This is a genomic window from Streptomyces sp. CBMA123 (genome assembly GCF_014596465.1).
GTDB lineage: Bacteria > Actinomycetota > Actinomycetes > Streptomycetales > Streptomycetaceae > Kitasatospora.
Window position 1 is genome coordinate 1 of sequence record NZ_MECK01000029.1, and the last position, 25,416, is coordinate 25,416.

Below are 25,416 nucleotides of genomic sequence, written 5' to 3' on the forward strand. Positions count from 1 at the left end.
CGTCGCCGACCAGCTCAACCGCCGCCCACGCAAAACGCTCGGCTGGGAAACCCCAGCCGAGCGCCTGCATAAACTCATCGCGGCCTAGACAACCGACCACGTGTTGCGACGACCACTAGAAACCGCCGTTTCCGACCGGCCCTTCGGCGTTGGCGGGGTGGGGCGGGGCTGCGGGTCCGGCGTTCGGCCGCCGTCGGTGCCCCGGCGGGGCCGGTCAGCCGCGGCGGGCGCGGCGGATCGCCGAGGAGACGACCGGGGGCAGGAGGTCCTTGGCGGCGCGCTTGGCGACGTTGACCGGTCGGCGTGCCTCGGCGGCGCGGGCGCGGCGCACGGCAAGGTCGTGCGCGGCCTCCTCCTGGGCCGTCCGGAGCGCGCCGCGGGACTCCGGCTGCCCGCCGCCCGGTCGCTGCAGGTAGCGGGAGCCGCGGAACGGCCGGATGCCCTCCGAGCTGCCGGTCATCCTCAGCAGCTGCCGGCCGTTGAGGGTCTCGGTGCTCAGGTGACAACCGGCGGCGAGGTCCACCCGGTCGAGCAGCTCGCGCTGGAACGGCTCCGGGTCGCCCCAGGTGCCGTAGAACTTGCACTCGGTGAGCATGATCGGCCGGAGGCCGTGGTTGAACACCGCCTCCCAGGTCGCGGCCGCGACGCCGGGGGTGTGCTGGGAGCGGTAGTCGTCCAGCACCACGACGCCCTGGTCCCGCAGGGCGACCCGGGCCACCTGGAGGTCGCCCACCACGTGCTCGTAGAGGTGGGAGGCGTCGATGTGGATGAAGCGGTACGCCCCGGCCGGGACCCGTCCGCCCGCGAGCGCGGAGGTCGGGGCCTGGATGATGTCCGGCAGTTCGTCGTGGAAGGCCAGGTAGTTGGCCTCGAAGGCCGAGCGGGTGAGGGTCTTCCGGTAGGAGACGTTCATCTCGGTGGAGTTCTCGTCGTCCGGAGCGTCCGAGTCGAAGAGGTCACAGACGGTGAAGGTCTCGCCGGGCCGGAGGTGCTCGCCTATCACGATGGCGCTTCTGCCCAGGTAGGCACCCATCTCCATCAGGTCACCCGTGACGCCCTGCTCGGCCTGCCGGCCGAGGAACCACTCGAAGGCATGCCGGTCGTGGTCCCAGAACCAGCCCGGGACGTCTTCCAACACGGTCGGTTCGCCGGGCCGCTGCGATTCGCCCCTCAACGCGGTGTCGGTCACGGGATGCTCCTTAGCGGTACGGATGACCTGCGGATTCTGAGCCTCACCTCGGCGCGGTGGCGGCCTTCCCGGCCACGGGGAACGAACCGGACCGCCGGCGGCACACGGGTCGACCCCTCCACCGACAGTAGGCCCCACCACGGAGTTCGCTGCAATCTACAGCGGTGCCCGGGCGATGAGGAGGCCTTTCGCGTCTCGAATTGTGGAATCGCGGCACCTGCGGGTCCACCACTGGAAGGGAACCCGGCCCGGCCGGTGACACACGCCCCGTGTGCCCCGGTCCGGGCGCCGGATGGATCGGCATGACGGGCCGTCGGTGCGGGAGTCGGCCGGGCTCCCGGGTCGGGCGTCCGGCGGGCGCACCGTCAACTCCGGCCCCGAGACGGGTCGGTGGCCGAGCCGGGCGGTGCGCCGGTCGGGATCGGACCGTCCGTCGAGGGCACCGTGCGGTTCGCCAGGAGGTAACCGGCCGGCCCACGCGGCGGGATTGACTCTTGCGCGCGGCCGTCCGGCCGCCTTGACTGAGCTTCTGACTAGCGCTGTTAGTTAAAGCGGCTGACGAGCTGAGAGGACGACCCGTGCGGCAGCAGGAGTACCCGGAGTACGGCGACCAGTACATCGACGGCGCCTGGCGGCCCTCCCGGGACTCCGGGTCGATCACCGTGCTGAACCCGGCGAACGGGCAGGTGCTCGCCACCGTGCCGGCGGGTGCGGCGGCCGATGTCGACGCCGCGGTGGCCGCGGCCCGCCGGGCGGCCCGGGGCTGGGCCGCCACCACCCGCGAGGAGCGGCTCGCGCTGCTGACCCGGCTGCGGGACGGGATCGCCGGCGCCCAGGGTGAGATCACCTCGACCGTGGTCGCTGAGCTGGGCGCCCCGGTCGGCTTCGCCGGGGCCGTGCACGCCGGGCTGCCGCTGACGGTGGCGACCTCGTACCTGACCCTGCTGGCCGAGCACCCCTTCGAGGAGCGGATCGGCAACTCGGTGGTGCTCGCCGAGCCCGCCGGGGTGGTCGCGGCGATCACGCCGTGGAACTACCCCTTGCACCAGATCGTGGCCAAGGTCGTCCCGGCGCTGGCGGCCGGCTGCCCGGTGGTCCTGAAGCCGGCCGAGGACACCCCGCTGGTGGCCCGGCTGTTCGCCCGGCTGGTGCACGAAGTCGGCTTCCCCGCCGGGGTGTTCAACCTGGTGACCGGCACCGGCGCGGTCGCGGGCGCGGCGCTCGCGGCCCATCCGGAGGTGGACGTGGTGTCCTTCACCGGCTCCACCGCGGTCGGCCGGCAGGTCGCCGAGACGGCCGGGCGCGGGCTGAAGCGGGTCGCCCTGGAGCTGGGCGGCAAGTCCGCCAACGTGGTGCTGCCGGGCGCCGACCTGATCCGGGCGGTGAACGTGAACGTCGCCAATGTCTTCGCCAACTCCGGTCAGACGTGCAGCGCCTGGACTCGGCTGCTGGTACACCGGGACCAGTACGAGGAGGCGCTCGCGATCGCCGCCAAGGCCGCCGAGAAGTACGTGCCGGGCGACCCGGCCGACCCGCAGACCCGGATCGGCCCGCTGGTCAACGCCGAACAGCTGGACCGGGTGCGCGGCTACCTGGAGGGCGCGCTCGCGCAGGGCGCCCGGCTGGTGACCGGCGGCCCGGAACCGCTGCCCGACCTCCCCGCCGGCTGCTACGTCCGCCCGACCGTCCTCGCCGACGTCACCCCGGACATGGCGGTGGCCCAGGAGGAGATCTTCGGCCCGGTTCTGACCGTTCTCGCCTACCGCGACGAGGACCACGCCGTCGAGATCGCCAACGGCACGGACTACGGCCTGGCGGGCGGTGTCTGGGCCGCGGACACCGGCACCGCCGCCGCCTTCGCCCGCCGGCTGGACACCGGCCAGGTCGATCTCAACGGCGGCCGGTTCAACCCGCTGGCCCCGTTCGGCGGTTACAAGGACTCCGGGCTCGGCCGCGAACTGGGCCGGCACGGGCTGGAGGAGTTCCTTCAGTACAAGTCGCTGCAGTACTAGACGGGTTGGGCCGGGGCTGCCGAACTTCCCTTCGGCAGCCCCGGGTTGCGGCCGTCCTGCGCCGGGCCCGGCCGGACCTGGTCAGGCTCGCTCGGACCTGGTCGGGCTCGGCCGGACCTGGTCGGGCCCGGTCGGACAGGCCGGGTCAGAACCGGTCAGGCCGGGCCGGCCCGGTCAGACCAGGTCGACGCCCGGGTAGAGCGGGAAGGGCGCGAGGAGGTCGGCGGCGCGCTTGGCGATGCCGTCGCGGAGGGACTCGTCGAGGGCATAGTTCGCCTTGGACGGGGCGCCGTTGGCGGCGGTGGTGGGGGTGGTGCCGCGCAGCACGGTGTCGATCAGGGCGGCGATCTCGTCCATCTCGGCGACGCCCAGGCCCCGGGTGGTGAGCGCCGGGGTGCCCAGCCGCACGCCCGAGGTGTACCAGGCGCCGTTCGGGTCCTGCGGAACGGAGTTGCGGTTGGTGACGACGCCCGAGTCCAGCAGCGCCGCCTCGGCCTGACGGCCCGTCAGGCCGTAGCCGGAGACGTCCGCGAGCACCAGGTGGTTGTCGGTGCCGCCGGTGACCAGCTTGCCGCCGCGGCGCAACAGGCCCTCGGCCAGCGCCTGGGCGTTGTCGACCACGGCGCGGGCGTAGGCCTGGAACTCGGGGCGGCGGGCCTCGGCGAGGGCGACGGCCTTGGCGGCCATGACGTGCGAGAGCGGGCCGCCGAGCACCAACGGGCAGCCGCGGTCGACGTGTTCGGCCAGCTCGGCGGTGCTGAGCACCATGCCGCCGCGCGGGCCGCGCAGCGACTTGTGGGTGGTCGTGGTGACGATGTGGGCGTGCGGCACCGGGTCGTGGTCGCCGGTCAGCACCTTGCCCGCGACCAGGCCGGCGAAGTGCGCCATGTCGACCATGAGGGTCGCGCCGACCTCGTCGGCGATCTCGCGCATCTTGCGGAAGTTCACCAGCCGCGGGTAGGCGGAGTAGCCGGCCACCAGGATCAGCGGGCGGAACTCACGGGCGGTCTCACGCAGCGCGTCGTAGTCGATCAGGCCGGTGACCGGGTCGGTGCCGTAGCTGCGCTGCTCGAACATCTTGCCCGAGATGTTGGGCCGGAAGCCGTGGGTGAGGTGGCCGCCGGTGTCCAGGGACATGCCGAGCATGCGCTGGTTGCCGAGCTCCTGGCGCAGCTGGGCCCAGTCCTGCTCGGTGAGGTCGTTGACGTTGCGCACCGCGGCGCGCTCCAGGGCCGGGCTCTCGACCCGCTGGGAGAGGACGGCCCAGAAGGCGGTGAGGTTGGCGTCGATGCCCGAGTGCGGCTGGACGTAGGCGTGTTCGGCGCCGAACAGTTCGCGGGCGTGCTCGGCGGCGATCGCCTCGACGGTGTCGACGTTGCGGCAGCCGGCGTAGAAGCGGCGGCCGACGGTGCCCTCGGCGTACTTGTCACTGAGCCAGTTGCCCATGGCGAGCAGGACGGCCGGGGAGGCGTAGTTCTCGCTGGCGATCAGCTTGAGCGAGGCGCGCTGGTCCGCCAGCTCCTGGCCGATGGCGGCGGCGATCCGCGGCTCGACGCCGGCCACGACGTCCAGGGCGCTGCGGAAGGCGGTGTCGGCCGCGGGGACGGCTGCGGTGTGGGGCGTCTGCTCGGGCTGGGCCATGGCGGTCTCCTGGTGGGGATGCTGGGGCGGCCCAGGCGCTCGGCAACGACGTGAGGATTCACGGGACCGCTTCCCGATGGTCGATTCCATCCCTACGCGCCAGTCGCGGCCCACCGGGATCGTACCAACACCGCGGGGACTGTGGCGGAGGTCTCAGAATGCGGAACGGGCCGTCCGGTTCGACGGGTTATGTCCGTTCTCCCGCAACGCCCGTGTTGCGGGGAAATGAAGCCGCCACAATTCCCGAAACAGTGCGGAAGGAATTCCGCCGACGCGGCTTCCGGTGATTTGCGGAACATCGGACGCATCCGATCTGATGTCGCTCGAACAGCCGCCGGGAAACCCCTGGGGACGGTTCGGAAATGCCCACCAGCGCACCCTCACCCATGGGGCGGCGGAGAATTCGGGGAGTACGGCTCTCATGACAGCGGTCGACACAGTCGCAGTTACCGGCACAGCATCCGGGCCGGCTGCACCGAGCCTGCTGCGCCGGGTGCTGCGCGACCGGGTCGGCGCCGCCGCGACCGCCGTCGTCCTGCTGTTCCCGCTGCTCGCCCTGGCCGCGCCGCTGATCGCCGCCCTGTACGGGAAGAACCCGGTCGAGCACTACGGCCAGAACGCTCCGGGCCTGCTCAGCGACGGTGGACAGCCGATGCTGCCGAACGGCGGGATCTCCGGGGAGTTCTGGTTCGGCCTGGAGCCCGGTCTCGGCCGGGACGTGCTGACCCAACTGCTGTACGGCATCCGCACCTCGCTGCTGATCGCCGTCGCCTCGGCCGCCGTGACCACCACGCTCGGCGTGCTGGCCGGGGTCGCCGTCGGCTATCTCGGCGGGATCGCGGACCGGCTGTTCGGCTTTGTCGCCAATGTGCTGCTGGCCTTTCCGACACTGCTCCTGCTGCTCGCGCTCAGCCCGGTGATCCAGTCCCGACTGGTCGATCCGGGCAGCGCGGAGCCGGAGTGGATGCAGTTCCTGGTGCTGATCCTGGTTTTCTCCGCGTTCGGCTGGATTCCGCTCGCGCTTTCCCTGCGGGCCACCGTCCGCTCGCTCCGGGAAAGGGATTTCGTGCAGTCCGCCCGGGCGCAGGGGGCGAGCCGGTTCCACGTCGTGGTCCACGAACTCCTGCCGAACGTCCGCTCCCAGCTGCTGGTGCACGCCACCACGGCGGTGCCGACCTTCGTCGCCTCCGAGGCCGCACTGTCCTTCCTCGGCGTCGGCATCACCGAACCCGTCCCCGACTGGGGGCGGATGATCTCGCGCGGCTCGGAGGTCTTCCAGGCCGACCCGACCTACCTGGTGTTCCCCGGGGTGGCACTGCTGGTGTTCGTGCTCGCCTTCAACCTGCTCGGCGACGCCGTCCGGGACGCGCTGGACCCGCGCCGGGCCCGCTGACCCCTGACCCCCTTCCACCCGATCAACCATCCGAGCCCGCCCCGATCCGACGTGTCGGGGCAAGGAGAGATTCGCCATGCGCTGGACCAAACCCTCGCTCGCCGTCATCGCCACCGTCCTGCTGGCGACCTCCTGCTCGGCCGGCGCGGGCAGCACCGGCTCCGCCGCCGGCGGGGCCCCGGCCAAGGAGACCTCCCCGCTCACCGCCGCGCTCGGCACCGAGCGGGAGAGCGCCGGCCCCGCCCCGGCCGTCCCCGGTGCCCGACCGGGCGGCACGGTGAACGTGTACAACAGCGTCGAGTTCCGCCACCTGGACCCGCAGAAGGTCTACGCGGGCGCCGGCTACAACGCCTCGCTGCTCTGGGGCCGCCAGCTGACGCAGTATCAAATCGTCGACGGTAAGGCCAAGTTGGTTGGCGACCTGGCCACCGACACCGGCACCCCGGCCGACGGCGGGCGCACCTGGACGTACCGGCTCAAGGAGGGCGTAGCCTGGGAGGACGGCAAGCCGATCACCTCCCAGGACGTCAAGTACGGCATCGAGCGCACCTTCGGGAAGGGCTACGAGGTCGGCCCGCCGTACTGGCCGCAGTGGCTCACCGGCGAGCCCAGCTACGAGGCGGCGCGCGCCAGGTACGCCGGCCCGCAGGTGGGCGACCTCGCCGCGATCGAGACCCCGGACGAGCGCACCTTGGTCTTCCACTTCCCGCAGCCGCAGGCCGACGTGCCGTACATGGCCGCGCAGTCCTCCTCCGCGCCGGTGCGCCGGGACAAGGACACCGGGACGGACTACGACCGGCTGCCGTTCGCCACCGGCCCGTACCGGATCGTCGAGCACGTCCAGAACACCCGCATGGTGCTGGAGCGCAACCCGGCCTGGAAGGCGGAGACCGACCCGATCCGCAACCAGTACCCAGACCGGTTCGTCTTCACGTACGGCAAGGAGGCGCTCAACGGCAACCAGCAGATCCTCTCCGGGCGGGACGGCGGCGCCGACGCCACCACCGCCTCCGACGAGCTCTCCCCCGAGCTGTACCAGAGCGCGGACACCGACCCGAAGGCCAAGGAGCTGGTCGTCTCCGGCCGCCGGGGCGCCTTCGTCAGCCAGCTGGTGATCAACAACGAGCGGGTGCCGGACGTCGAGGTGCGCAGGGCCCTGCACCTCGGGTACCCGCGCCAGCAGGCCCGGCAGGTCCAGGGCGGCTCCCGCACCGGCGAGTTGGCCACTACGCTCAGCTCGCCCGCGCTGATCGACTGGCAGAAGTACGACCTCTACCCCGCGAAGCCCGAGGGCGACCCGCAGGCTGCCAAGGCCGCGCTCGCCAAGGCCGCGCAGGCCCCGTCGAGCCTGACCTACGCGTACAAGAACACCCCGGACGGGCAGCGCGTCGCCCAGGTGCTGGTGGACGGTTTCGCCAAGGCGGGCCTCACCGTGGTGCCCAAGCCGATCGACCCCAAGGCCTACCTGGACGAGGTGCACCGGGCCGACTCGCCGTACGACCTGTTCGAGGAGACCAGCTCCGTCGACTGGCCGACACCGTCCACGCTGATCCCGTTCTCCTTCGACGGCCGGGCCGGCAGCGACATCAACTCGGCCCGCTACCGCAACCCGGAGGTCGACAGGGAGATCGACCGGATCAACCAGATCGGCGAGCCGCGCGCCAAGGCCAAGGAGCTGTACGCGCTGGAGCAGACCGTGATGAAGGACCTGCCGGTGCTTCCGCTCACCTACCCGACCGTCAACCAGCTGCGCGGCAGCAACGTCGGCGGGGCGTTCATCCACCCGATCTACGGGGCGGTCGGGCTGACCTGGCTGTACCTGAAGTCCTGAGGGCGCGGGCCGGGTTCCCGCCGCCACCGCGCGGTGGCGGCGGGAACCCGGCCGCTCCCCTCCCCCGCCTCCCCCGTCACGTCGACCCCGGACCGGCCATGCTCTCCTTCGCCCTGCGGCGCACCCTCCAGGCCCTCGCCGTCCTGGTCGCGGTCTCCGCCGCCGCCTTCGCCCTCTTCTACGCCACGCCCGCCGACCCGGCCCGGGCCGCCTGCGGCCCGCGCTGCGACAGCGGCCAGATCGCGGCGGTGCGCCAGAGCATGGGCCTGGACCAGCCGCTGCTCGCCCAGTACACCGACTACCTCGCCGGTGTCGTGGCCGGGCGGGACATCAGCGACGTGGACGGCTCGGTCATCCACTGCGCGGCACCCTGCCTCGGCTACTCCTACCGGCTGCACCAGCCCGTCACCGAGGCGCTGGCCGAGCACCTGCCGGTCACCTTCTCGCTGACCGCCGGGGCACTCGCCGTCCTGCTGGTGCTCGGCCTCGGCACCGGGTTCGTCTCCGCGCTGCGGCACGGCGGGCGCACCGACCGGCTGCTGTCCGGCTTCACCCTGGTCGGCGCGAGCGTGCAGATCTCCTTCCTCGGGTACGTCGCGCAGTGGGCGCTGGTCTACTCGACCGGCCTGCTGCCGCTGCCCTCCTACACCCCGCCGAGCCGGGACCTCGCCGCCTGGGCGGGCGGGATGCTGCTCCCCTGGCTCGTCCTCGGCTTCGTCAACTCGGCTGTCTTCGCCCGGCTTTCGCGCTCCCAGCTGCTGGAGACGATGAACGAGGAGTACGTCCGCACGGCCCGCGGCAAGGGGCTGGGGCGGCTGCGCGCCCACCTGAGGTACACCTCGCGCGGCGCCGCCGGGCCGCTGGTGCAGCTGCTCGGCCTGGAGGCCGGGGTGCTGCTCGGCGGGGCGGTGATCACCGAGACGGTGTTCGGGCTGAACGGGGTCGGGCGGTTCGCCGCCCAGGCGGTGTCCGGGCAGGACCTGCCCGCGGTGGTCGGCGCGGTGCTGCCGGCCGCCTGCTTCGTGGTGCTGCTCGTCGCGCTGGCGGACCTGGCGGTGGCCTGGCTCGACCCGCGCATCAGGCTGGGCTGAGGGGAGCCGCAACGATGAAGTCTCTTGAATCCCACGGTGGTCACGCGATGGATGTCGAGTCGGTGCTCGGTGCGCAGGACTCGGCCGAGCCGGTGCTCGGCGTGCGGGACTCGGCCGAGCCGGTGCTCAGCGTGCGGGACTTGACGGTCGAGTTCGCCGATCCGCGCGGCGGCGCTCCGGTGACCGCCGTCCGGGGCCTGTCCTTCGACCTCGCGTCGGGTGAAGTGCTCGGCCTGGTGGGCGAGTCGGGCTCCGGGAAGTCCACCGTCGGGCTGGCCGTCCTCGGCCTGCACGACCCGCGGACCACCACCGTCCGCGGCTCGATCCGGCTGGACGGGCAGGAGTTGGTGGGCGCCGGGGAGTCCGCGCTGCGCGGGGTGCGGGGCGGCCGGGCGGCGCTGGTCTTCCAGGACGCGCTCACCTCGCTCAGCCCCTTCCACGGCGTGGGCGCCCAACTCGCCGAGATGTACCGGCTGCACCACCCGCGGGCCGGGCGCGCCGAGGCCCGTCGGCGCGCGGCCGCGATGCTCGACCGGGTCGGCATCCCGGCCGCCCGGCTGCGCGACTACCCGCACCAGTTCTCCGGCGGGATGCGGCAGCGGGTGATGATCGCGATGGCGCTGATGAACGACCCCCGACTGCTGATCGCGGACGAGCCGACCACCGCGCTGGACGCCCGGGTCCAGCGGCAAGTCCTCGACCTGCTGGGCGAGTTGCAGCGCGAGCACGGCACGGCGGTGCTGCTGGTCAGCCACGACCTCGGGGTGGTCGCCGGAACGACGGACCGCACCCTGGTGCTGCGCGACGGGGCCGAGGTCGAATCCGCGCCGACCGACGTGCTGCTGGGCGCCCCGCACCGGCCGTACACCCGCGCACTGGTGGGGGCGGCGCTGCGGCTCGATTCGGTGCCAGGCAGCGCATTGCCGACGGTTGACGATCCGTCACCCTCGCGGAGGTTCGCACCCCGGGTGCGGACGGCCGAGCCCCCGGAGCGCTGGCTGGTCGAGGTGGAGGACCTCTCGGTGCACTTCCCCGGGCGGCGGCACTTCCCCGGGCGGCGGCGTCTCCCCGGGCGGCGTCTCCCCGCGCTGCGGGCCGAGCCGGTCCGGGCGGTCGACGGGCTGGGCCTGCGGATCGCGCCGGGCGAGACGGTCGGTCTGGTCGGCGAGTCCGGCTCCGGCAAGTCCACCACCGCCCGGGTGCTGGCCGGACTGCAGCGGCCCACCGGCGGCCGGGTGCGCTACGACGGCCGGGACGTCGCCCACCCGGACCAAGAGCTGCGGCGCCGGCTCAGCCGGGAGATCCAGCTGGTGTTCCAGGACCCGTACGCCGCGCTCAACCCGCGTCGCACCGTCGCCCAGACCCTCGACACCCCGCTGCGCCTGCACACCCCGCTGGACGCGGCGCGGCGGCGGGAGCGGTCGGCCGAGCTGCTGGAGCAGGTCGGGCTGCCCGCCGGGCACCTGGACCGCTACCCGCACGAGTTCTCCGGCGGGCAGCGGCAGCGGATCGGTATCGCCCGGGCCCTGGCCCCCGAGCCGCGGCTGATCATCGCGGACGAGCCGGTCTCGGCGCTCGACGTGTCGGTGCAGGCGCAGGTGCTCAATCTGCTGATGGAGCTGCGCGAACGGCTGGGCGTCGCCTTCCTGTTCGTCTCGCACGACCTCGCGGTGGTCCGGCACTTCTGCGACCGGGTGGCGGTGATGCACCGGGGGCGGCTGGTCGAGTCGGCTGACCGGGAGCAGCTGTTCGACGCGCCGCACACCGAGTACACCCGGGAGCTGCTGGCGGCGGTGCGCTGAGGCCTCCGGGCCGCATGGCGGCCGGGCCCGGAAAGGGTTGGCACGATCGGGGTCGTAACGGTGATGATCGAAGGGTTTCGGGTTCGACCAGGAAGGACCGTCGATGATGTCCGGCACCGATCACGAGGCTGCCGGTCATGGACTGAGCCGGGCCCGGCGGGCGCCGGCGTTCGGCCTTCGTTCGGCTGCGCGGGCGCGGTCCGAGGCGTTAGCGTGCTGGCGACGTGCCGTCACTCGACGTGCCGCGCGGATCGCCACCGGAGGGGGCACATTGTCGGACGACCTGCTCATCGCGAAGATCAACCACGGTTTCGACTACCTCGATGCCGACGGAGACGGCCTGCTCACCGAGCGGGACCACGTGCTGATGGGCCACTCGGTGGCCCGCTCGCTCGGCCACCAGGAGGGCTCGGAGGCGGAGGCCGTCATCGTCCGCGCCTACCTGACGGTCTGGCACGACCTGCACCTCGCCGGAAAGCCCGCCGGGACGGAGGCCATCACCCGCGAGCAGTTCGTCGCCGCGACCGCCGCGCTCGCCGACGACCCGGACGCCGCCCGGGAGATCCTCGGCTCCCTGGCCGAGTCCTTCCTCGTCGTCGCCGACGCCGACCGCAGCGGGACGGTGGACGCCGGCGAGTTCTTCGTGTTCCAGCGCGGCCACTTCGCCGGGCTCTGCCGCGACGACGCCGACGAGGCCTTCCGGCACCTCGACCTCGACGGGGACGGGACGCTGTCCGCCGAGGAGTTCACCAGCGCCATCATCGAGTACTGGACCAGTCGCGACCCGGAGGCGCCGGGGAACTGGTGGACGGGGAAGCCGCCCTCCGCGCTCTGACCCGGCCGGGCCCGCGCCCCTTTCTTGTCCTTCCCCCCTCCCTGAGTGGTGCGCCGGCGGATCGCCCCGGTCAGGCGGCCGGGACGGTCCGCCCGGCGACGGCGCGTACCGTCCGGGGCGGCTCAGCCGCGGCCGGTACGCGCCGTCGCCGGGCGCTCCGGACGCCGGCCGGACGGATGCCGGCCGGACGGGCGCCGGCTGACGCTCACCACCAGGCAGACGCCCGCCACCACGATCGCCCCGCCCACCAGCGTCGGGCCGGTCAGCGGCTCGGCCAGGATCAGCCAGCCCAGCAGCACCGCGACCACCGGGTTCACATAGGCGTAGGTGGCGACCAGGGTCAGCGGGGCGGAGCGCAGCAGCCAGGCGTACGCGGTGAAGGCGAGCAGCGAACCGAACAGCACCAGGTAGCCGAGGGCCAGCCAGGACCGCCCGGAGACGGCCCCGAGGTCGAGTCCGCGCTGCTCGCCGCGGGCCAGTCCGACCAGCAGGTCGCAGAGGCCGCCGGCCAGCATCTGGTAGGCGCTCGCGGCCAGCACGTTGCCCGGCATCGGGATCTTCTTGCTCGCGAACGAGCCGACCGCCCAGCTCAGGGTGGCGCCGATGATCAGGATCACCCCGACCGGCTTGATCGACCCGCCGATCGCGGGGGCGGACAGCACCCCGAGGCCCACCAGGCCCAGCAGCACACCGGCGAGTTCGGCCCGCTTCGGGCGCTCGCCGCCGCCGAAGGCCGTCAGCACGACCATCCAGAGCGGGACGGCGGCCACCAGCAGGGCGGCCAGTCCGGACGGGACGGACGTCTCGCCGAGCACCACCAGACCGTTGCCGCCGGTCAGCAGCAGCACGCCGACCAGGGCCGCGGAGGCCAGCTGACGGCCGCTCACCCGTAGGCCGGCCGGGCCCTGGCGGACCAGCAGGTAGCCGACCAGCAGCAGTCCGGCGGTGAGGAAGCGGGCGGCGGCGGAGAAGAAGGAGGGCATCGTCTCGACCACGATCCGGATCGCGAGGTAGGTCGAGCCCCAGACGACGTAGACCACCGCGAGGGCCAGCCAGACCGCGCCGGAGAGGCGGGGGGCGGTGGGTGTGCTCGGGGAGGGGCCGGCGGGGGCTCTGCCGGGGGTCGTTGCCGGTTGTGAGGAGGCGGGCGATGTCATGCGTGTCCCCCTAGGACGGTGCTGGCTGAACATCCGATATGACAGCGCATCGACGGCCCGGTGCGCCAGTGGGTTCCACGGATCGGTCGGCAGGACGTACCGTGGGCGCTCCCCCAGCGAAGAGGTCGAATCCGTGTCCGCTTCCGAGCAGGCCCCGACGGCCGGGGCCGCGCTGCCGTTCTTCGTGTACGGCACCCTGCGCAGCGGCGGCCACAATCACGCCCGCCACCTGGCCGGACGCTGCGCTGGGATCCGCCCGGCGGTGCTGGAGGGCGCGGCCCTGCACGACGGCCCCGGGTTCCCGTACGCGGTGCCGGACCCGACGCCCGGGCGCCGGGTCGTGGGCGAGCTGATCACCCTGCGCCCCGGCGCGTACCCCGGGACGCTCACGGCGCTGGACCTTCTGGAGGACTGCCGGGCCGACGGAACGGGCCTGTACGTCCGGCGGCGGCTGGCGGTGCGGACGGCGGCCGGCGACCTGTGCGACGCCTGGGTGTACCTGGCCGGGCCGGCGGCCGAGGCCCGGCTGCGCGCCCGGCCCGCGCTGATCGCCTCCGGGGACTGGACAGCGGTCGGCGGCTGACGGCTGACGGCTGACGGCTTTCAGCTGACGACGTTCAGCTTTCAGCGTTCAACATCTGAAATCTGTTCGCTGACATCTGTTCGCTGAGACCTGCTCGCCGCCCGCCGTCCGCCGTCACCTCGCCGGATCCCGCCCGCATACCGCCAGGTAGGCTGCCCCGGCCAGCAGGAACGAACGACGAGGAGCCACCCGGTGCCCGAGCTGCCCCCTCCGATCACCGTCGTCGGGATCGGGGCCGACGGCTGGCCCGGCCTCGCCGACGGCTCCCGGGCCGCACTGCAGTCCGCCGAGGTGGTCATCGGCGGTCCCCGGCAGCTGGACCTGCTCCCCCGGGACGCCGTCACCGCCGAACGCGTCGCCTGGCCGTCCCCGCTGCGCCCAGCCGTCCCCGGGCTGCTCGCCGACCACGCCGACCGTCGGATCGCCGTGCTCGCCAGCGGCGACCCGATGTTCTTCGGCATCGGCCGCACCCTCGCCGAGACCGTCGGCGCCGACCGGCTGCGCGTGCTGCCCCACCCCTCCTCCGCCTCCCACGCGTGCGCCCGGCTCGGCTGGCCGCTGGAGGCCACCGAGGTGGTCAGCCTGGTCGGCCGGCCCCTGGACACCCTCGCGCTCACCCTCCACGCCGGGCGCCGCCTGCTGGTGCTCAGCGCCGACGCCCACACCCCGGCCGCCGTTGCCGCCCTGCTCACCGCGCGCGGCTTCGGCACCGCCCGGCTGCGCGTGCTGGAGCAGCTCGGCCACGCCCGCGAACGGCAGCTCGAAGGCCGCGCCGACGCCTGGCCGCACCCGCCCGGCGATCCGCTGAACCTGATCGCCGTCGAGCTCGGTGACGGTCCGCGCGGCTCCCTCGTCCCCGGCCTGCCCGACGAGGCGTACGAGAGCGACGGCCAGCTCACCAAGCGGCACGTGCGCGCCGCCACCCTGGCCACCCTCGCCCCCTCCCCCGGCGAACTGCTCTGGGACGTCGGCGGTGGCTCCGGCTCGATCGCCATCGAGTGGCTGCGCGCCCACCGGGACTGCCGGGCCGTCAGCATCGAACGCGACCCGGTCCGGGCCGAGCGGATCGAGCGCAACGCCGCCGCGCTGGGCGTGCCCCGGCTGCGGGTGGTGACCGGCCGAGCCCCCGACGCGCTCGCCGAACTCCCCACCCCCGACGCCGTGTTCATCGGCGGCGGCCTCACCGCCCCCGGCCTGCTGGATGGTTGCTGGGCCGCGCTGCGCCCGGGCGGGCGGCTGGTCGCCAACACCGTGACGCTGGAGTCCGAGGCACTGCTCACCGAGTGGTACCGGCGCCACGGCGGGGAACTCGTCAAACTGGCCGTCGCCCACGCCGTCCCGGTCGGCGGATTCACCGGGTGGCGGCAGGCCATGCCGGTCACCCAGTGGTCCGCCGTCAAGCCCAACACCCCTCAGGAGGACGCCTCGTGACCGTCTACTTCATCGGAGCCGGCCCGGGCGCCGCCGACCTGATCACCCTGCGCGGCCAGCGCGTCCTGGCCCGCGCCGAGGTCTGCCTGTACGCCGGCAGCCTCGTCCCGCGCGAGCTGCTGGACGAGTGCCCGGCCCGCGCCCGGCTGGTCGACACCGCACAGCTCAACCTGGACCAGATCATCGCCGAGCTGGTCGCCGCCCACCAGGCGGGCCAGGACGTCGCCCGGCTGCACTCCGGCGACCCGTCGGTGTTCTCCGCCGTCGCCGAGCAGATGCGCCGACTGGACGCTGCCGGCGTGCCGTACGAGGTGGTCCCCGGCGTACCCGCCTTCGCCGCCGCAGCAGCAGCGCTGAAGCGGGAGTTGACGGTGCCGACCGTGGGCCAGACCGTCATCCTCACCCGGATCGCCAAGCGCGCCACCCCGATGCCCGACGGCGAGGACCTCGCCACCCTCGGCCGCAGCGGCGCCCTGCTGGTGCTGCACCTGGCGGCCGGCTACGTGGACGACGTGGTCGAGCAGCTGCTGCCGCACTACGGCGCGGACTGCCCGGCCGCCGTGGTCGCGATGGCCAGCCGGCCCGACGAGCTGGTGCTGCGCGGCACGCTCGCCGACATCGCCGGGCAGGTCAAGGAGGCGGGCGTGGTGCGCACCGCCGTCATCCTGGTCGGCCGCACGCTCGCCGCCGAGCAGTTCCGGGACAGCCACCTGTACTCGGCGGACCGCGAGCGGCCGCACGAGCCCTGCGGCGCATGACCCTGCACAGCCCGACCCTGCACTGCCCGACCCGCACCCCTGCCCATGTGCTGGTCCTCGGTGGGACGACGGAGGGGCGGACGCTGGCCGCCGCGCTGGACGGCCGGCCGGGTCTGCGGGTCACCAGTTCGCTGGCCGGGCGGGTCGCCCGACCCCGGCTGCCCGTCGGGCAGGTGCGGATCGGCGGCTTCGGCGGCCCGGACGGGCTCGCCGCCTGGCTGCGCACCGAGGCGGTGGACGCCGTGGTCGACGCCACCCACCCGTTCGCCGCCGGGATGTCGCACAACGCCGCCCTCGCGGCCGCCGCCACCGGGGTGCCGCTGCTGGTGCTGCGCCGCCCCGGCTTCGCGCCCGTCGCCGGGGACCGCTGGCACCTCGCACCCTCGTTGGCGGCGGCCGCCGAGCTGCTGCCCGGCCTCGGCCGGAAGGTCTTCCTCAGCTCCGGACGGAAGGGCATCGGCGCCTTCGCCCACCTGGAGGGGCTGCACTTCCTGGCCCGCTCGGTGGACCCGCCCGAGCCACCGATGCCGTCCTCGCTCGAAGTCCTGCTGGAGCGCGGCCCGTTCACCCTCGACGGCGAGCGGGCGCTGCTGCGCGAGCACCGGATCGACGTGCTCGTCACCAAGGACAGCGGGGGCGCCGCGACCGCGCCCAAGCTCACCGCCGCCCGCGAACTCGGCCTGCCCGTGGTCGTGGTGGAGCGCCCGCCGGTGCCGGAGGGCGTGCCGGTCGCAGCGGACGTGCCGGGCGCGGTGCGGTGGTTGGAGCAGCTGGGGTAGCTCTCGCCCGCAGAATAATGCCAGCCGGATGCTCAGGCCATGAGGCACGATGGCCCGATGACCGATACTCAGCCCACCGCCACCCCGCGCACCACCACCCTGCAGACGGCCGACGAACGGGCCACCCTGGCCAGCTTCCTGGACTTCCAGCGGGACACCCTGGCGATGAAGTGCGCCGGCCTGACCACCGACCAGCTGCGGACCCGGGTGCTGGCACCCTCCGGGCTCTCCCTGCTCGGGCTGGTCCGCCACCTCGCCGAGGTGGAGCGCGGCTGGTTCCGCAACGTCCTCGCCGACGAAGGCCGGCCCGGCTTCTGGAAGCATCCCGACGGCAGCTTCGCCGAGTTCGACGTGGAGACCGCCGACCCGGCGGAGGCCTTCGCCGTCTGGCGCCGAGAGTGCGACCACGCCCGGGAACTCGTCGCCGCCGCAGAGTCGTTGGACGTCCTGGGCCGCCACGGCGAGGAGGTGTTCTCGCTGCGCTGGATCCTCACCCACATGATCGAGGAGTACGCCCGCCACAACGGCCACGCCGACCTGCTGCGCGAGCACCTCGACGGCAGCACGGGCGAGTAGCCGCACCGGGGGGCCGGAAGGAGCACACATGCGGACCCGCCAGAAGGACCGCGACGTCCCCGGACCGCCGGAGCCCTGGAACGAGGTCCTTCCCGGGCTCTGGATGGGCGGACACCACTTCACCCCGCCCGGCGGTGAGCTGGAACCAGCGGTCGCCCGGGGCGAGTTCGACCTGGTGGTGAGCCTGTTCACACGGCCCGGGCACGGCCCGGCCCCCGGGGTGGAGCACATCGTCCGAGAGGTGCCCGACCAGCCGCTCTCCCCCGGCCAGTTGCTCGCCGTCCAGGAGGCCGCGGACCTCACCGCCGCCGCCGTGCGCCGGGGCCGTCGGACGCTGGTGCGCTGCCACTCGGGCTACAACCGCTCGGGCCTGGTGGTCGCGCAGGCGCTGGTCGGCCTCGGGCACGATCCGGCCGAGGCGGTCCGGCTGATCCGGGAGCGGCGTTCGCCCTGGGCGCTGAACAACCCGGTGTTCGTGGACTACCTGAACACCGGGCTGGACGTGGCGGCCCTGCTGGTCGGCCTCAGCGGCTGAGGCCGACCGTGGAATGGACGATCCGTCAGGCGGACGGTCAGATGTCGCGGAAGGTCTCGATCTGGGCGCCGATGGAGTTGAGGCGCTCGGCGAGGTCCTCGTAGCCGCGGTTGATGACGTAGACGTTGCGCAGGACGGAGGTGCCCTGGGCGGCGAGCATCGCGAGCAGGATGACCACGGCCGGGCGCAGTGCGGGCGGGCACATCATCTCGGCGGCGCGCCAGCGGGTCGGGCCCTGGACCAGGACGCGGTGCGGGTCGAGCAGCTTGACGTCCGCGCCGAGCCGGGTCAGCTCGGTGAGGTAGATCGCGCGGTTGTCGTAGACCCAGTCGTGGATCATCGTGGTGCCGTGCGCGGCCGCGGCGATGGCGGCGAAGAACGGCACGTTGTCGATGTTGATGCCGGGGAACGGCATCGGGTGGATGGTGTCGATCGGCGCGGTCAGCTTGGAGGGGCGCACGGTGAGGTCGACCAGGCGGGTGTGGCCGTTGTGGGCCCGGTACTCCGGGGTCCGGTCGTAGTCGAGGCCCATGCCCTCCAGCACCGCGAGTTCGATCTCCAGGAACTCGATCGGCACCCGGCGGATCGTCAGCTCGGAGGAGGTGACCACGGCGGCGGCGAGCAGGCTCATCGCCTCCACCGGGTCCTCGGCCGGGGTGTAGTCGACGTCGCAGCTGATCTGCGGGACGCCGTGCACGGTGAGGGTGGTGGTGCCGATGCCCTCGATCTTCACGCCCAGCTTCTCCAGGAAGAAGCAGAGGTCCTGGACCATGTAGTTGGGCGAGGCGTTGCGGATGACGCTGACGCCGTCGTGCCGCGCGGCGGCCAGCAGGGCGTTCTCGGTGACGGTGTCCCCGCGCTCGGTCAGTACGATCGGGCGGTCCAGCGGGGTGCCCGGCTCGACCGAGGCGTGGTAGGCGCCGCCGGTGGTGGCGACCTCCAGGCCGAAGCGGCGCAGCGCCGTCAGGTGCGGCTGGACGGTGCGGGTGCCGAGGTCGCAGCCGCCGGCGTACGGGATGGCGAAGCGCTGGGCGCGGTGCATCAGCGGGCCGAGGAACATCAGCACGCTGCGGGTGCGGCGGGCGGCCTCGACGTCCATCGCGGCGAGGTCGAGTTCGGCCGGCGGGGTGAGTTCGAGGTCGCGGCCCTCGTTCAGCCAGCGGCTCTTGACGCCGATGCTGGTGAGCACCTCGAGGATGCGGTAGACCTCCTCGATCCGGGCGACGCTGCGGATCGTGGTGCGGCCGGTGGTCAGCAGCGAGGCGCAGAGGATCGCGACGCAGGCGTTCTTGCTGCTGCGGACCTCGATGGCGCCGGAGAGGCGGGTGCCGCCGGTGACCCGCAGGTGCATCGGCCCGGAGTAGCCGAGGGAGACGATCTCGCTGTTGAGGGCATCGCCGATGCGCGCGATCATCTCAAGGCTGACGTTCTGCTTGCCCTGTTCGATGCGGTTGACCGCGCTCTGGCTGGTGCCGAGGGCCTCGCCGAGCTGCGCCTGGGACCAGCCGCGGTGCTGGCGAGCGGTACGGATGAGGGTGCCGATACGGGTGAGGTAGTCGCCTGTCACTCGGCAGACCATATCTCATGGTTGAGATGGCACCAGAATCAACAGCAGGCATGGCGCCACTTTTGTCCGTTTCTCACCCTGTATGAACGTCGGATCTTCACATCACCACGCGATATTGCTGAGGTTTCTTTGCGCAAGGGAGACCCTCAACTCGCTGCCGTACAGGGCCCGAGCGCCGTCACGGCCCGAGTGGCTCCGCCCGGCCGACGATGGTGCCCGCGCGGTCGATGCAGATGACGTCCACCGCCACCGGCGAGCCGAGCAGCACACCGAGCGCCGTCGCCCGGGCCGCCTCGGCGACCTGGTCCCCCAGCGGCACCCCGGCCGCCCGGCACAACTGCACCGCCTCCAGGCCGGTGTTGGCCGCCGCCACCGCCGCGACCAGTTCCTCGTCCGCCCCGCCGCGCCGGGCCAGTTCGGCCAGGTAGCCCTTGTCCACCTGGGAGCGCGCCGAGTGCAGGTCGAGGTGGCCGTAGGCGAGCTTCGACAGCTTGGCGAAGCCGCCCGCGATGGTCAGCCGGGGCACCGGGTGGCGCTTGAGGTACTTGAGGACGGCCCCGGCGAAGTCGCCCATGTCGAGCAGCGCGTCCTCGGGCAGGCCGTGCACCGCGACCGCGACCTTCTCCGAGGTCGAACCGGTGCACCCGGCCACATGGGTGCGCCCGGCCGCGCGGGCCACGTCCACGCCGCGGCGGATCGAGTCGATCCAGGCCGAGCAGGAGTAGGGGACGACGATCCCGGTGGTGCCGAGGATCGACAGCCCGCCGAGGATGCCGAGGCGGGGGTTCCAGGTCGAGCGGGCGATCTCCTCGCCGTGGTCGACGGAGACCTCCACCACCACGTCCCCGCTGCCGCCGTGCGCGGCCGCCACCTCGGCCACGGCGTCGCGGATCATCTGGCGGGGCACCGGATTGATCGCGGGCTCGCCGACCGGCAGCGGCAGGCCCGCCTTGGTGACCGTCCCGACTCCGGGGCCGGCCCGGAACACCACCCCGGTGCCGGGTTCGCCGAAGCGTACGGTCGCCCGGACCAGTGCGCCGTGGGTCACGTCGGGGTCGTCGCCGGCGTCCTTGACCACCCCGGCCATGGCGCTGGTCCGCTCCTGGCCGGCTGTGGCGAGCTCCCCGCCGGCCCTGCTCAGGACTTCGCCGCCCGTGGCGCGCTCCCCGCCGGCTGTGGTCTGGTCTCCGCCGCCCGTGGTCGGCTGCTCGGCAGCCGTGGTCAGCCGCTCGGCGGCGAGGGCGAAGGCGGGCCGCTGCCCCTTGGGGAGGGTGATGGGCACCGGGTCCGGGAAGTCGCCGGTGAGCAGCGCGGTGTACGCGGCCTTGGTGGCGGCGGTGGCGCAGGCGCCCGTCGTCCAGCCGTGCCGCAGACCGCTGCTCTTCAGCTGGCCGGCCCGGCCTCCCGGCTCGGCTCCCGCTGCGGCCACCTGCGCCTCGCTTCCGTGCTGCGGGCCGGCGCTCGCGCACCGGCCGTCGTTCCGTCGACGGCCGGTGTGGCCGTCGCTCCTCCAGCGGCCGCACCGGCCGTCGTCGCCGCCGATTTTCCCCCATCCGTCCGGCCGCGGCCCGACCGGGGTCGCGGCGGGCGTCCGGTGTGGGGGCTGCGAAGGGGAGGCGGGCCCGCGTTCCCGAAGAGTTCTCCGCACGGGCCTAACGCCGCCGGCTACCGGTGGGTAATCTGGCGGTCCGCCAGAAGCGGGTTCATGACACTCAGGCCCGGTGGACGGGACGCCTTTCCCGACCGGGCCATCAGCATGTGGGGGTTTTTGTGGCAGGCATGAGACGACGCACCTTCCTCACCGGTACGTCGGTGGCCGCCGCCTGGTCGGCCCTGTCGCTGGGCGGCGCGCAGTTCGCCTCGGCCGCGGCGCGCGAGCAGGCACTGGCGACCACGGCCGCGCGGGCGGTCAACGTCTCCGGGACGACCCTGGAGCAGGTGGCCACGCCGTCCGGCGACGGCACCTACAAGCGGCTGACGGCCGGGCCGGGGTGGCCGCTGGTGGTGCGCGGGGAGCTCGCGGCGCCGGGCGCCGGGCGGGACGACCGCCGCACCGGGCTGGCCAGCTTCGTCCAGTTCAGCGACCTGCACCTGGTGGACACCGAGTCCCCGGTGCGTTTCGAGTTCCTGGCCAAGTTCAACGACAGCGCCTACCGGCCCCAGGAGGCCCTGAACGCCCGTGGTGTCTCGGCCCTCGTCGAGCGGGTCAACTCGCTCGCCGGCGGCCCGTACACCGGGATGCCGTTCAGCATGGTGATGGCCACCGGTGACAACACCGACAACCATGAGCTGGCCGAACTCGACTGGTACCTCACCGTCATGGGCGGCGGGCGGCTCGCCCAGAACACCGGCGACCCGACCCGCTACGAGGGCGTGCAGAACTCCGGCAACTCGGCCTTCTGGAACCCCGAACTCGCCTACAGCGACGTCTACAAGGCGAAGGGCTTCCCGCAGGTGCCCGGCTTCCTGTCCGCGGCCGGCCGGCCCTTCGACGCGCCGGGCCTGCACACCCCCTGGTTCACCACGGTCGGCAACCACGACGACAGCATCGAGGGCTCGCTGCCGGACTTCGGGCTGCTGAACGACCTCTACACGGGCGGCCTCAAGCTGGAGGGCTGCGACGACGCGACCGCCGCCCAGCTGATGGACTCGCTGCGCCGCGACCCGGCGGGCGCCGTACTGCTGCTCGCCAAGCTGCTCGCGAACGGCGACGCGGTGCGCCGGATAACCCCGGACGAGCGCCGGCACCCGTTCACGCTCAAGGAGTTCGCCAAGGCCCACCTCGACCCGGCCGTCACCGGCGCCGGTCCGTACGGGCACGGCTTCACCTCGGACATGGTGAGCAGCGGCAAGCTCTACTACACCTTCCGGATCTCGGAGAAGGTCGTCGGCATCAGCCTGGACACCACCAACCAGGCCGGATTCGCCGACGGTTCGCTGGGTACCGCCCAACTGCGCTGGCTGGAGCAGCAGTTGAAGAACCACAGCGGGCACTGGTACGACAGCAACGGGAACCGGGTCACCGGCGGCAGCACCGACGACGTGATCCTGCTCTTCAGCCACCACACCAGCGGCTCGATGGGCAACCTGCTGCCGGACCCGCGCAACATCTTCGAGAAGCGGCACGACGGCAACGAGCTGGTCGCGCTGCTGCAGCGCTACCCGAACGTGGTCGCGTGGGTGAACGGACACACCCACATGAACAAGATCACGGCGCACGGGCACGCGGTGCCGGAGCGGGCGTTCTGGGAGATCAACACCGCCTCGCACATCGACTACCCGCAGCACGGGCGCATCATCGAGATCGCGGACAACGGGGACGGCACGCTGTCGCTGTTCACCACGCTGATCGAGTCCGCCGCGCCGTACTCCACGGACTTCGGCAGCACCTCGGACGCCAACCTGGCGGCGCTCTACCGCGAGCTGGCGTACAACGACCCCAACGGGCGGGTCTCCTCGCTGCTGGGCGCCGGGGAGGACCACAACACCGAGCTGCTGATCACCAAGCCGACCCGGTGAGGTAGCGGCGGACAGCGGACGGCAAACGGATGACAGCTGACAGATTTCATCATCTGTCAGCTGTCATCCGTCATCTGTTAGCTGTTATCTGTCCGCTGTCACCTGTCGGCTGTCAGCTTGTTCCCTGTCAGCCGCGACGCGCCCCCCGTCACGCCTCCGGGTACCGCCGGGGCGTCCAGACGACCTCCACGCCGCCGCCCCGCTCGACCGCCCGGGTCTGCGAGGAGCCGATCAGCAGGATGGTCCGCATGTCGACCAGTGCCGGGTCCAGCTCGCCCAGCCGGACGATCCGGATCCGCTCGGTCGGCCCGCCGACGTCGCGGGCCATCACCACCGGAGTCTCCGGCGCGCGGTACTCCAGCAGCAGGTCCCGGGTCAGACCGACCTGGGTGGTGCGGGACTTGGAGCCCGGGTTGTAGAGCGCGAGCACGAGGTCCGCCTCGGCGGCGGCGCGCAGTCGCTTGGCCACCACGTCCCAGGGCTTGAGCCGGTCCGACAGCGACACCACCGCGTAGTCGTGCCCGAGCGGGGCGCCGGCCCGGGAGGCGGCCGCGTGGGCGGCGGTCATCCCGGGGACGATCCGCACCGGCACGTCCCGGTAGTCCGGCTCGCAGGCGACCTCCAACACGGCGGTGGCCATCGCGAAGACGCCCGGGTCGCCCGAGGACACCACGCAGACCCGGTGCCCGCGCCGGGCGAGGTCCAGCGCGAACTCGGCGCGCTCCGACTCCACCTTGTTGTCCGAGCCGTGCCGCCGCTGCCCCGGCCGCTCGGGCACCCGGTCCAGGTAGGTGGTGTAACCGACCAGGTCGGTGGCCTCGGCCAGGGCGCCACGCGCATCGGGGGTGAGCCAGAGCGGCCCGGCCGGGCCGGTGCCGACGACGGTCACGCTGCCGACGCCGTCCGCGAGCCGCACCTCCGGCTCCAGCGGCGCGACCTTGCTGGGCAGCACGACCACCGAGAAGTACGGAACGGTCTCCCCGTCGACCTCGGCGAGCGGCGCGATCCGCTCGCCGTCCATGAAGGCGCGCTCGACGTACTGGGCGTCGTCCAGTCGGCCGGCCCGCTCCAGCGCCCGCCGGACGGTCGGGAAGGTGCGCCCGAGCTTCATGATCACCGCGGAGTCCGCCGAGGCGATCCGTGCCGCCAGCTCCTCCTCGGGCAGCGTGCCGGGGATGACGGTGAGCGTCTCCTCGGCCTCGGTCAGCGGCCGGCCGAGCCGGGCCGCCGCCGCGCTGACCGAGGTCACGCCGGGCACCACCTCGGTCGGGTAGCGGTGTGCGAGCCGCTTGTGCATGTGCTGGTAGGAGCCGTAGAACAGCGGGTCGCCCTCGGCGAGGACGACGACGTCGCGCCCGGCGTCCAGGTGGGCGGCCAGCCGGGCGGCTGCCTCCTCGTAGAACTCGTCCAGCGCGCCCCGGTAGCCGCCGGGGTGGTCGGTGGTCTCGACGGTGAGCGGGTAGACCAGCTTCTCCTCGATCTGACCACCCGTCAGATAGCGTTCGGCGATCGAGCGCGCGATGGACCGGCCGTGCCGGGCGCTGTGGTACGCCACCACGTCGGCCTTGCCGATGAGTTCGGCCGCCCGGACGGTCACCAGCGAGGGGTCACCGGGGCCGAGCCCGACACCGTACAGCCGTCCGGTGGCAGCCCGAGGATCCTGATGTTCCGTCACTCTTCTTCGCTCGCAATCGCGTTGATGGCGGCGGCGGCCATCGCGCTGCCGCCGCGCCGACCGCGCACCACCAAGTGCTCCAGGCCGGAGGGGTGTTCGGCCAGCGCCTGCTTGGACTCGGCGGCGCCGATGAAGCCGACCGGGACACCGATCACCGCGGCCGGACGCGGCGCGCCCGCCTCGATCATCTCCAGCAGTCGGAACAGCGAGGTCGGCGCGTTGCCGACGGCCACCACGGCGCCCTCCAGCCGGGGCAGCCACAGCTCCATGGCGGCCGCGCTGCGGGTGTTGCCCATCGCGCGGGCGAGTTCGGGCACCGACGGGTCGGTGAGGGTGCAGATCACCTCGTTGTCGGCGGGCAGCCGCTTGCGGGTGACGCCGCTCGCGACCATGTTGACGTCGCAGAGGATCGGCGCACCGGCGTGCAGCGCCGCGCGCGCCGAGGCGACCACGCCGGGCGAGTACACCAGGTCCTCGACCAGGTCGGTCATCCCGCAGGCGTGGATCATCCGCACCGCGACCTGGGAGACGTCCGCCGGGAGGGCGGCCAGATCGGCCTCCGCACGGATGGTGGCAAAGGACTGGCGGTAGATGGACGCGCCGTCCTTCTCGTACTCGATCACTTGGTGGTCCTCCTGGCCTCGGCGACCGCCTCGGCCATCTCTTCGTTCCTCACGTCCACGGGGGCGCCCGCGGTCGTGGCCGGCCCGTTCACCGTCACCCGGTAGCCGTGCCCGGTGGCGAGCACGTCCACCCACCGCCCGGCCGGATGGCCGCAGCGCCGTTCACAGCCCGACCAGTGGACGGGCAGTCCGCCGGTCGCCGTCCCCGGCCCCGTCTCCATCCCGGCCGCCGACTCCGCCGACTCCGCCGCCGCCAACGCCCGGGCCGCGTCGGCCCTTACGTCGGCCAGCGACTTGGCGCAGCCCGGCAGCCCGGTGCAGGCGGTGGCCCGCTCCCAGGGCGAACCGGGCTCGGTACGGAAGCCGGCCGCCGCCAGCGCGGGCAGCCGGTCGGCCGGGGCGCCGGGCAGCACCGCGCC

The 25,416-nt window shown here is 73.1% G+C and carries 20 protein-coding genes, 1 pseudogene and 1 riboswitch; of the genes and pseudogenes, 13 read left to right on the plus strand and 8 right to left on the minus strand.

From position 1 onward, the window contains the following. Positions 1–214: 214 nt before the first annotated feature. Positions 215–1,189 (minus strand): class I SAM-dependent methyltransferase, encoded by a 975-nt coding sequence (locus BG452_RS05530; protein ID WP_317620916.1) that lies wholly within the window; start codon positions 1,187–1,189, stop codon positions 215–217. Positions 1,190–1,767: 578 nt separating this feature from the next. Between BG452_RS05530 and BG452_RS05535 the strand changes: the two genes are divergently transcribed. Further along, positions 1,768–3,201 carry an aldehyde dehydrogenase family protein gene (locus BG452_RS05535; protein ID WP_188303030.1) on the plus strand — a complete coding sequence of 478 codons (1,434 nt, stop codon included), beginning with the start codon at positions 1,768–1,770 and terminating at the stop codon, positions 3,199–3,201. A 174-nt stretch (positions 3,202–3,375) separates the two neighbouring features. On the opposite strand, the gene BG452_RS05540 is transcribed toward BG452_RS05535, so the two are convergent. After that, on the minus strand, positions 3,376–4,842 hold the full coding sequence (locus BG452_RS05540) for a glycine hydroxymethyltransferase (protein WP_188303031.1): 1,467 nt from the start codon (positions 4,840–4,842) through the stop codon (positions 3,376–3,378). A 22-nt stretch (positions 4,843–4,864) separates the two neighbouring features. Next, a riboswitch (ZMP/ZTP riboswitch) is annotated at positions 4,865–4,959 on the minus strand. A 304-nt stretch (positions 4,960–5,263) separates the two neighbouring features. On the opposite strand from BG452_RS05540, the gene BG452_RS05545 reads away from it, so the two are divergent. The 5 genes from BG452_RS05545 to BG452_RS05565 all read left to right on the plus strand — a co-directional run bounded on the left by BG452_RS05545 (position 5,264) and on the right by BG452_RS05565 (position 11,794). Next, positions 5,264–6,235, plus strand: a complete 972-nt coding sequence (locus BG452_RS05545) for an ABC transporter permease (protein WP_188303032.1) — start codon at positions 5,264–5,266, stop codon at positions 6,233–6,235. 76 nt (positions 6,236–6,311) lie between these two features. After that, positions 6,312–8,066, plus strand: a complete 1,755-nt coding sequence (locus tag BG452_RS05550; RefSeq protein WP_188303033.1) for an ABC transporter substrate-binding protein — start codon at positions 6,312–6,314, stop codon at positions 8,064–8,066. A 98-nt stretch (positions 8,067–8,164) separates the two neighbouring features. Next, on the plus strand, positions 8,165–9,157 hold the full coding sequence (locus BG452_RS05555; RefSeq protein WP_188303034.1) for an ABC transporter permease: 993 nt from the start codon (positions 8,165–8,167) through the stop codon (positions 9,155–9,157). Between the two features lie 14 nt (positions 9,158–9,171). Continuing rightward, positions 9,172–10,959 carry a dipeptide ABC transporter ATP-binding protein gene (locus tag BG452_RS05560; RefSeq protein ID WP_223241798.1) on the plus strand — a complete coding sequence of 596 codons (1,788 nt, stop codon included), beginning with the start codon at positions 9,172–9,174 and terminating at the stop codon, positions 10,957–10,959. A 271-nt stretch (positions 10,960–11,230) separates the two neighbouring features. Further along, positions 11,231–11,794, plus strand: coding sequence for an EF-hand domain-containing protein (locus BG452_RS05565; RefSeq protein WP_188303035.1), 564 nt, complete (start codon positions 11,231–11,233; stop codon positions 11,792–11,794). Positions 11,795–11,916: 122 nt separating this feature from the next. Here BG452_RS05565 and BG452_RS05570 read toward each other — a convergent pair whose 3' ends face one another. Further along, positions 11,917–12,951 carry an EamA family transporter gene (locus BG452_RS05570; protein WP_188303036.1) on the minus strand — a complete coding sequence of 345 codons (1,035 nt, stop codon included), beginning with the start codon at positions 12,949–12,951 and terminating at the stop codon, positions 11,917–11,919. Positions 12,952–13,084: 133 nt separating this feature from the next. On the opposite strand from BG452_RS05570, the gene BG452_RS05575 reads away from it, so the two are divergent. From BG452_RS05575 to BG452_RS05600, 6 genes are all read left to right on the plus strand, one after another. After that, complete coding sequence (locus tag BG452_RS05575; RefSeq protein ID WP_317620917.1) at positions 13,085–13,534, plus strand: gamma-glutamylcyclotransferase family protein; 450 nt, start codon at positions 13,085–13,087, stop codon at positions 13,532–13,534. Positions 13,535–13,726: 192 nt separating this feature from the next. Then, positions 13,727–14,965, plus strand: coding sequence for a precorrin-6y C5,15-methyltransferase (decarboxylating) subunit CbiE (gene cbiE, locus BG452_RS05580; protein WP_188303038.1), 1,239 nt, complete (start codon positions 13,727–13,729; stop codon positions 14,963–14,965). Continuing rightward, positions 14,962–15,723 carry a precorrin-4 C(11)-methyltransferase gene (cobM, locus tag BG452_RS05585; protein WP_188303039.1) on the plus strand — a complete coding sequence of 254 codons (762 nt, stop codon included), beginning with the start codon at positions 14,962–14,964 and terminating at the stop codon, positions 15,721–15,723. Before cbiE ends, cobM begins: the two co-directional genes overlap by 4 nt. Next, positions 15,720–16,502: a cobalt-precorrin-6A reductase gene (locus tag BG452_RS05590; RefSeq protein WP_188303040.1), complete on the plus strand. Its 783-nt coding sequence runs from the start codon at positions 15,720–15,722 to the stop codon at positions 16,500–16,502. Before cobM ends, BG452_RS05590 begins: the two co-directional genes overlap by 4 nt. Positions 16,503–16,559: 57 nt before the next feature. Next, positions 16,560–17,078 carry a DinB family protein gene (locus BG452_RS05595; protein ID WP_188303041.1) on the plus strand — a complete coding sequence of 173 codons (519 nt, stop codon included), beginning with the start codon at positions 16,560–16,562 and terminating at the stop codon, positions 17,076–17,078. 28 nt (positions 17,079–17,106) lie between these two features. Continuing rightward, positions 17,107–17,613, plus strand: coding sequence for a protein phosphatase (locus BG452_RS05600; RefSeq protein WP_188303042.1), 507 nt, complete (start codon positions 17,107–17,109; stop codon positions 17,611–17,613). Positions 17,614–17,650: 37 nt separating this feature from the next. On the opposite strand, the gene BG452_RS05605 is transcribed toward BG452_RS05600, so the two are convergent. After that, the gene (locus BG452_RS05605) at positions 17,651–19,180 is read right to left on the minus strand and encodes a UDP-N-acetylglucosamine 1-carboxyvinyltransferase (protein ID WP_188303043.1); all 1,530 of its coding nucleotides are present in this window, start codon (positions 19,178–19,180) and stop codon (positions 17,651–17,653) included. 178 nt (positions 19,181–19,358) lie between these two features. Continuing rightward, positions 19,359–20,609: a cobalt-precorrin-5B (C(1))-methyltransferase gene (locus BG452_RS05610; RefSeq protein ID WP_188303044.1), complete on the minus strand. Its 1,251-nt coding sequence runs from the start codon at positions 20,607–20,609 to the stop codon at positions 19,359–19,361. 350 nt (positions 20,610–20,959) lie between these two features. Here BG452_RS05610 and BG452_RS05615 point away from each other — a divergent pair, with 350 nt between their 5' ends. Continuing rightward, entirely contained in the window at positions 20,960–22,699 is a 1,740-nt protein-coding gene (locus BG452_RS05615) for a TIGR03767 family metallophosphoesterase (protein ID WP_223241799.1), read from the plus strand. Between the two features lie 148 nt (positions 22,700–22,847). Here the strand turns inward: BG452_RS05615 and BG452_RS05620 are convergent, their stop codons facing one another. The 3 genes and pseudogenes from BG452_RS05620 to BG452_RS05630 all read right to left on the minus strand — a co-directional run. Next, the gene (locus BG452_RS05620) at positions 22,848–24,374 is read right to left on the minus strand and encodes a precorrin-2 C(20)-methyltransferase (protein WP_188303046.1); all 1,527 of its coding nucleotides are present in this window, start codon (positions 24,372–24,374) and stop codon (positions 22,848–22,850) included. Continuing rightward, a complete protein-coding gene (locus tag BG452_RS05625) occupies positions 24,371–24,997 on the minus strand; it encodes a precorrin-8X methylmutase (RefSeq protein WP_188303047.1) in 627 nt (208 codons plus the stop codon). The genes BG452_RS05620 and BG452_RS05625 overlap by 4 nt, the downstream gene beginning before the upstream one ends. Further along, positions 24,994–25,416, minus strand: a pseudogene (locus BG452_RS05630) (nitrite reductase); the annotation flags it as partial. The pseudogene BG452_RS05630 and the gene BG452_RS05625, both read right to left, overlap by 4 nt.

Coding starts and splice junctions, on each gene's coding strand:
- BG452_RS05540 (WP_188303031.1), bottom strand. CDS start 4,842: ATGGCCCAGCCCGAGCAGACGCCCCACACCGCAGCCGTCCCCGCGGCC.
- BG452_RS05545 (WP_188303032.1), top strand. CDS start 5,264: ATGACAGCGGTCGACACAGTCGCAGTTACCGGCACAGCATCCGGGCCG.
- BG452_RS05550 (WP_188303033.1), top strand. CDS start 6,312: ATGCGCTGGACCAAACCCTCGCTCGCCGTCATCGCCACCGTCCTGCTG.
- BG452_RS05555 (WP_188303034.1), top strand. CDS start 8,165: ATGCTCTCCTTCGCCCTGCGGCGCACCCTCCAGGCCCTCGCCGTCCTG.
- BG452_RS05560 (WP_223241798.1), top strand. CDS start 9,172: ATGAAGTCTCTTGAATCCCACGGTGGTCACGCGATGGATGTCGAGTCG.
- BG452_RS05570 (WP_188303036.1), bottom strand. CDS start 12,951: ATGACATCGCCCGCCTCCTCACAACCGGCAACGACCCCCGGCAGAGCC.
- BG452_RS05590 (WP_188303040.1), top strand. CDS start 15,720: ATGACCCTGCACAGCCCGACCCTGCACTGCCCGACCCGCACCCCTGCC.
- BG452_RS05595 (WP_188303041.1), top strand. CDS start 16,560: ATGACCGATACTCAGCCCACCGCCACCCCGCGCACCACCACCCTGCAG.
- BG452_RS05600 (WP_188303042.1), top strand. CDS start 17,107: ATGCGGACCCGCCAGAAGGACCGCGACGTCCCCGGACCGCCGGAGCCC.
- BG452_RS05615 (WP_223241799.1), top strand. CDS start 20,960: ATGAGACGACGCACCTTCCTCACCGGTACGTCGGTGGCCGCCGCCTGG.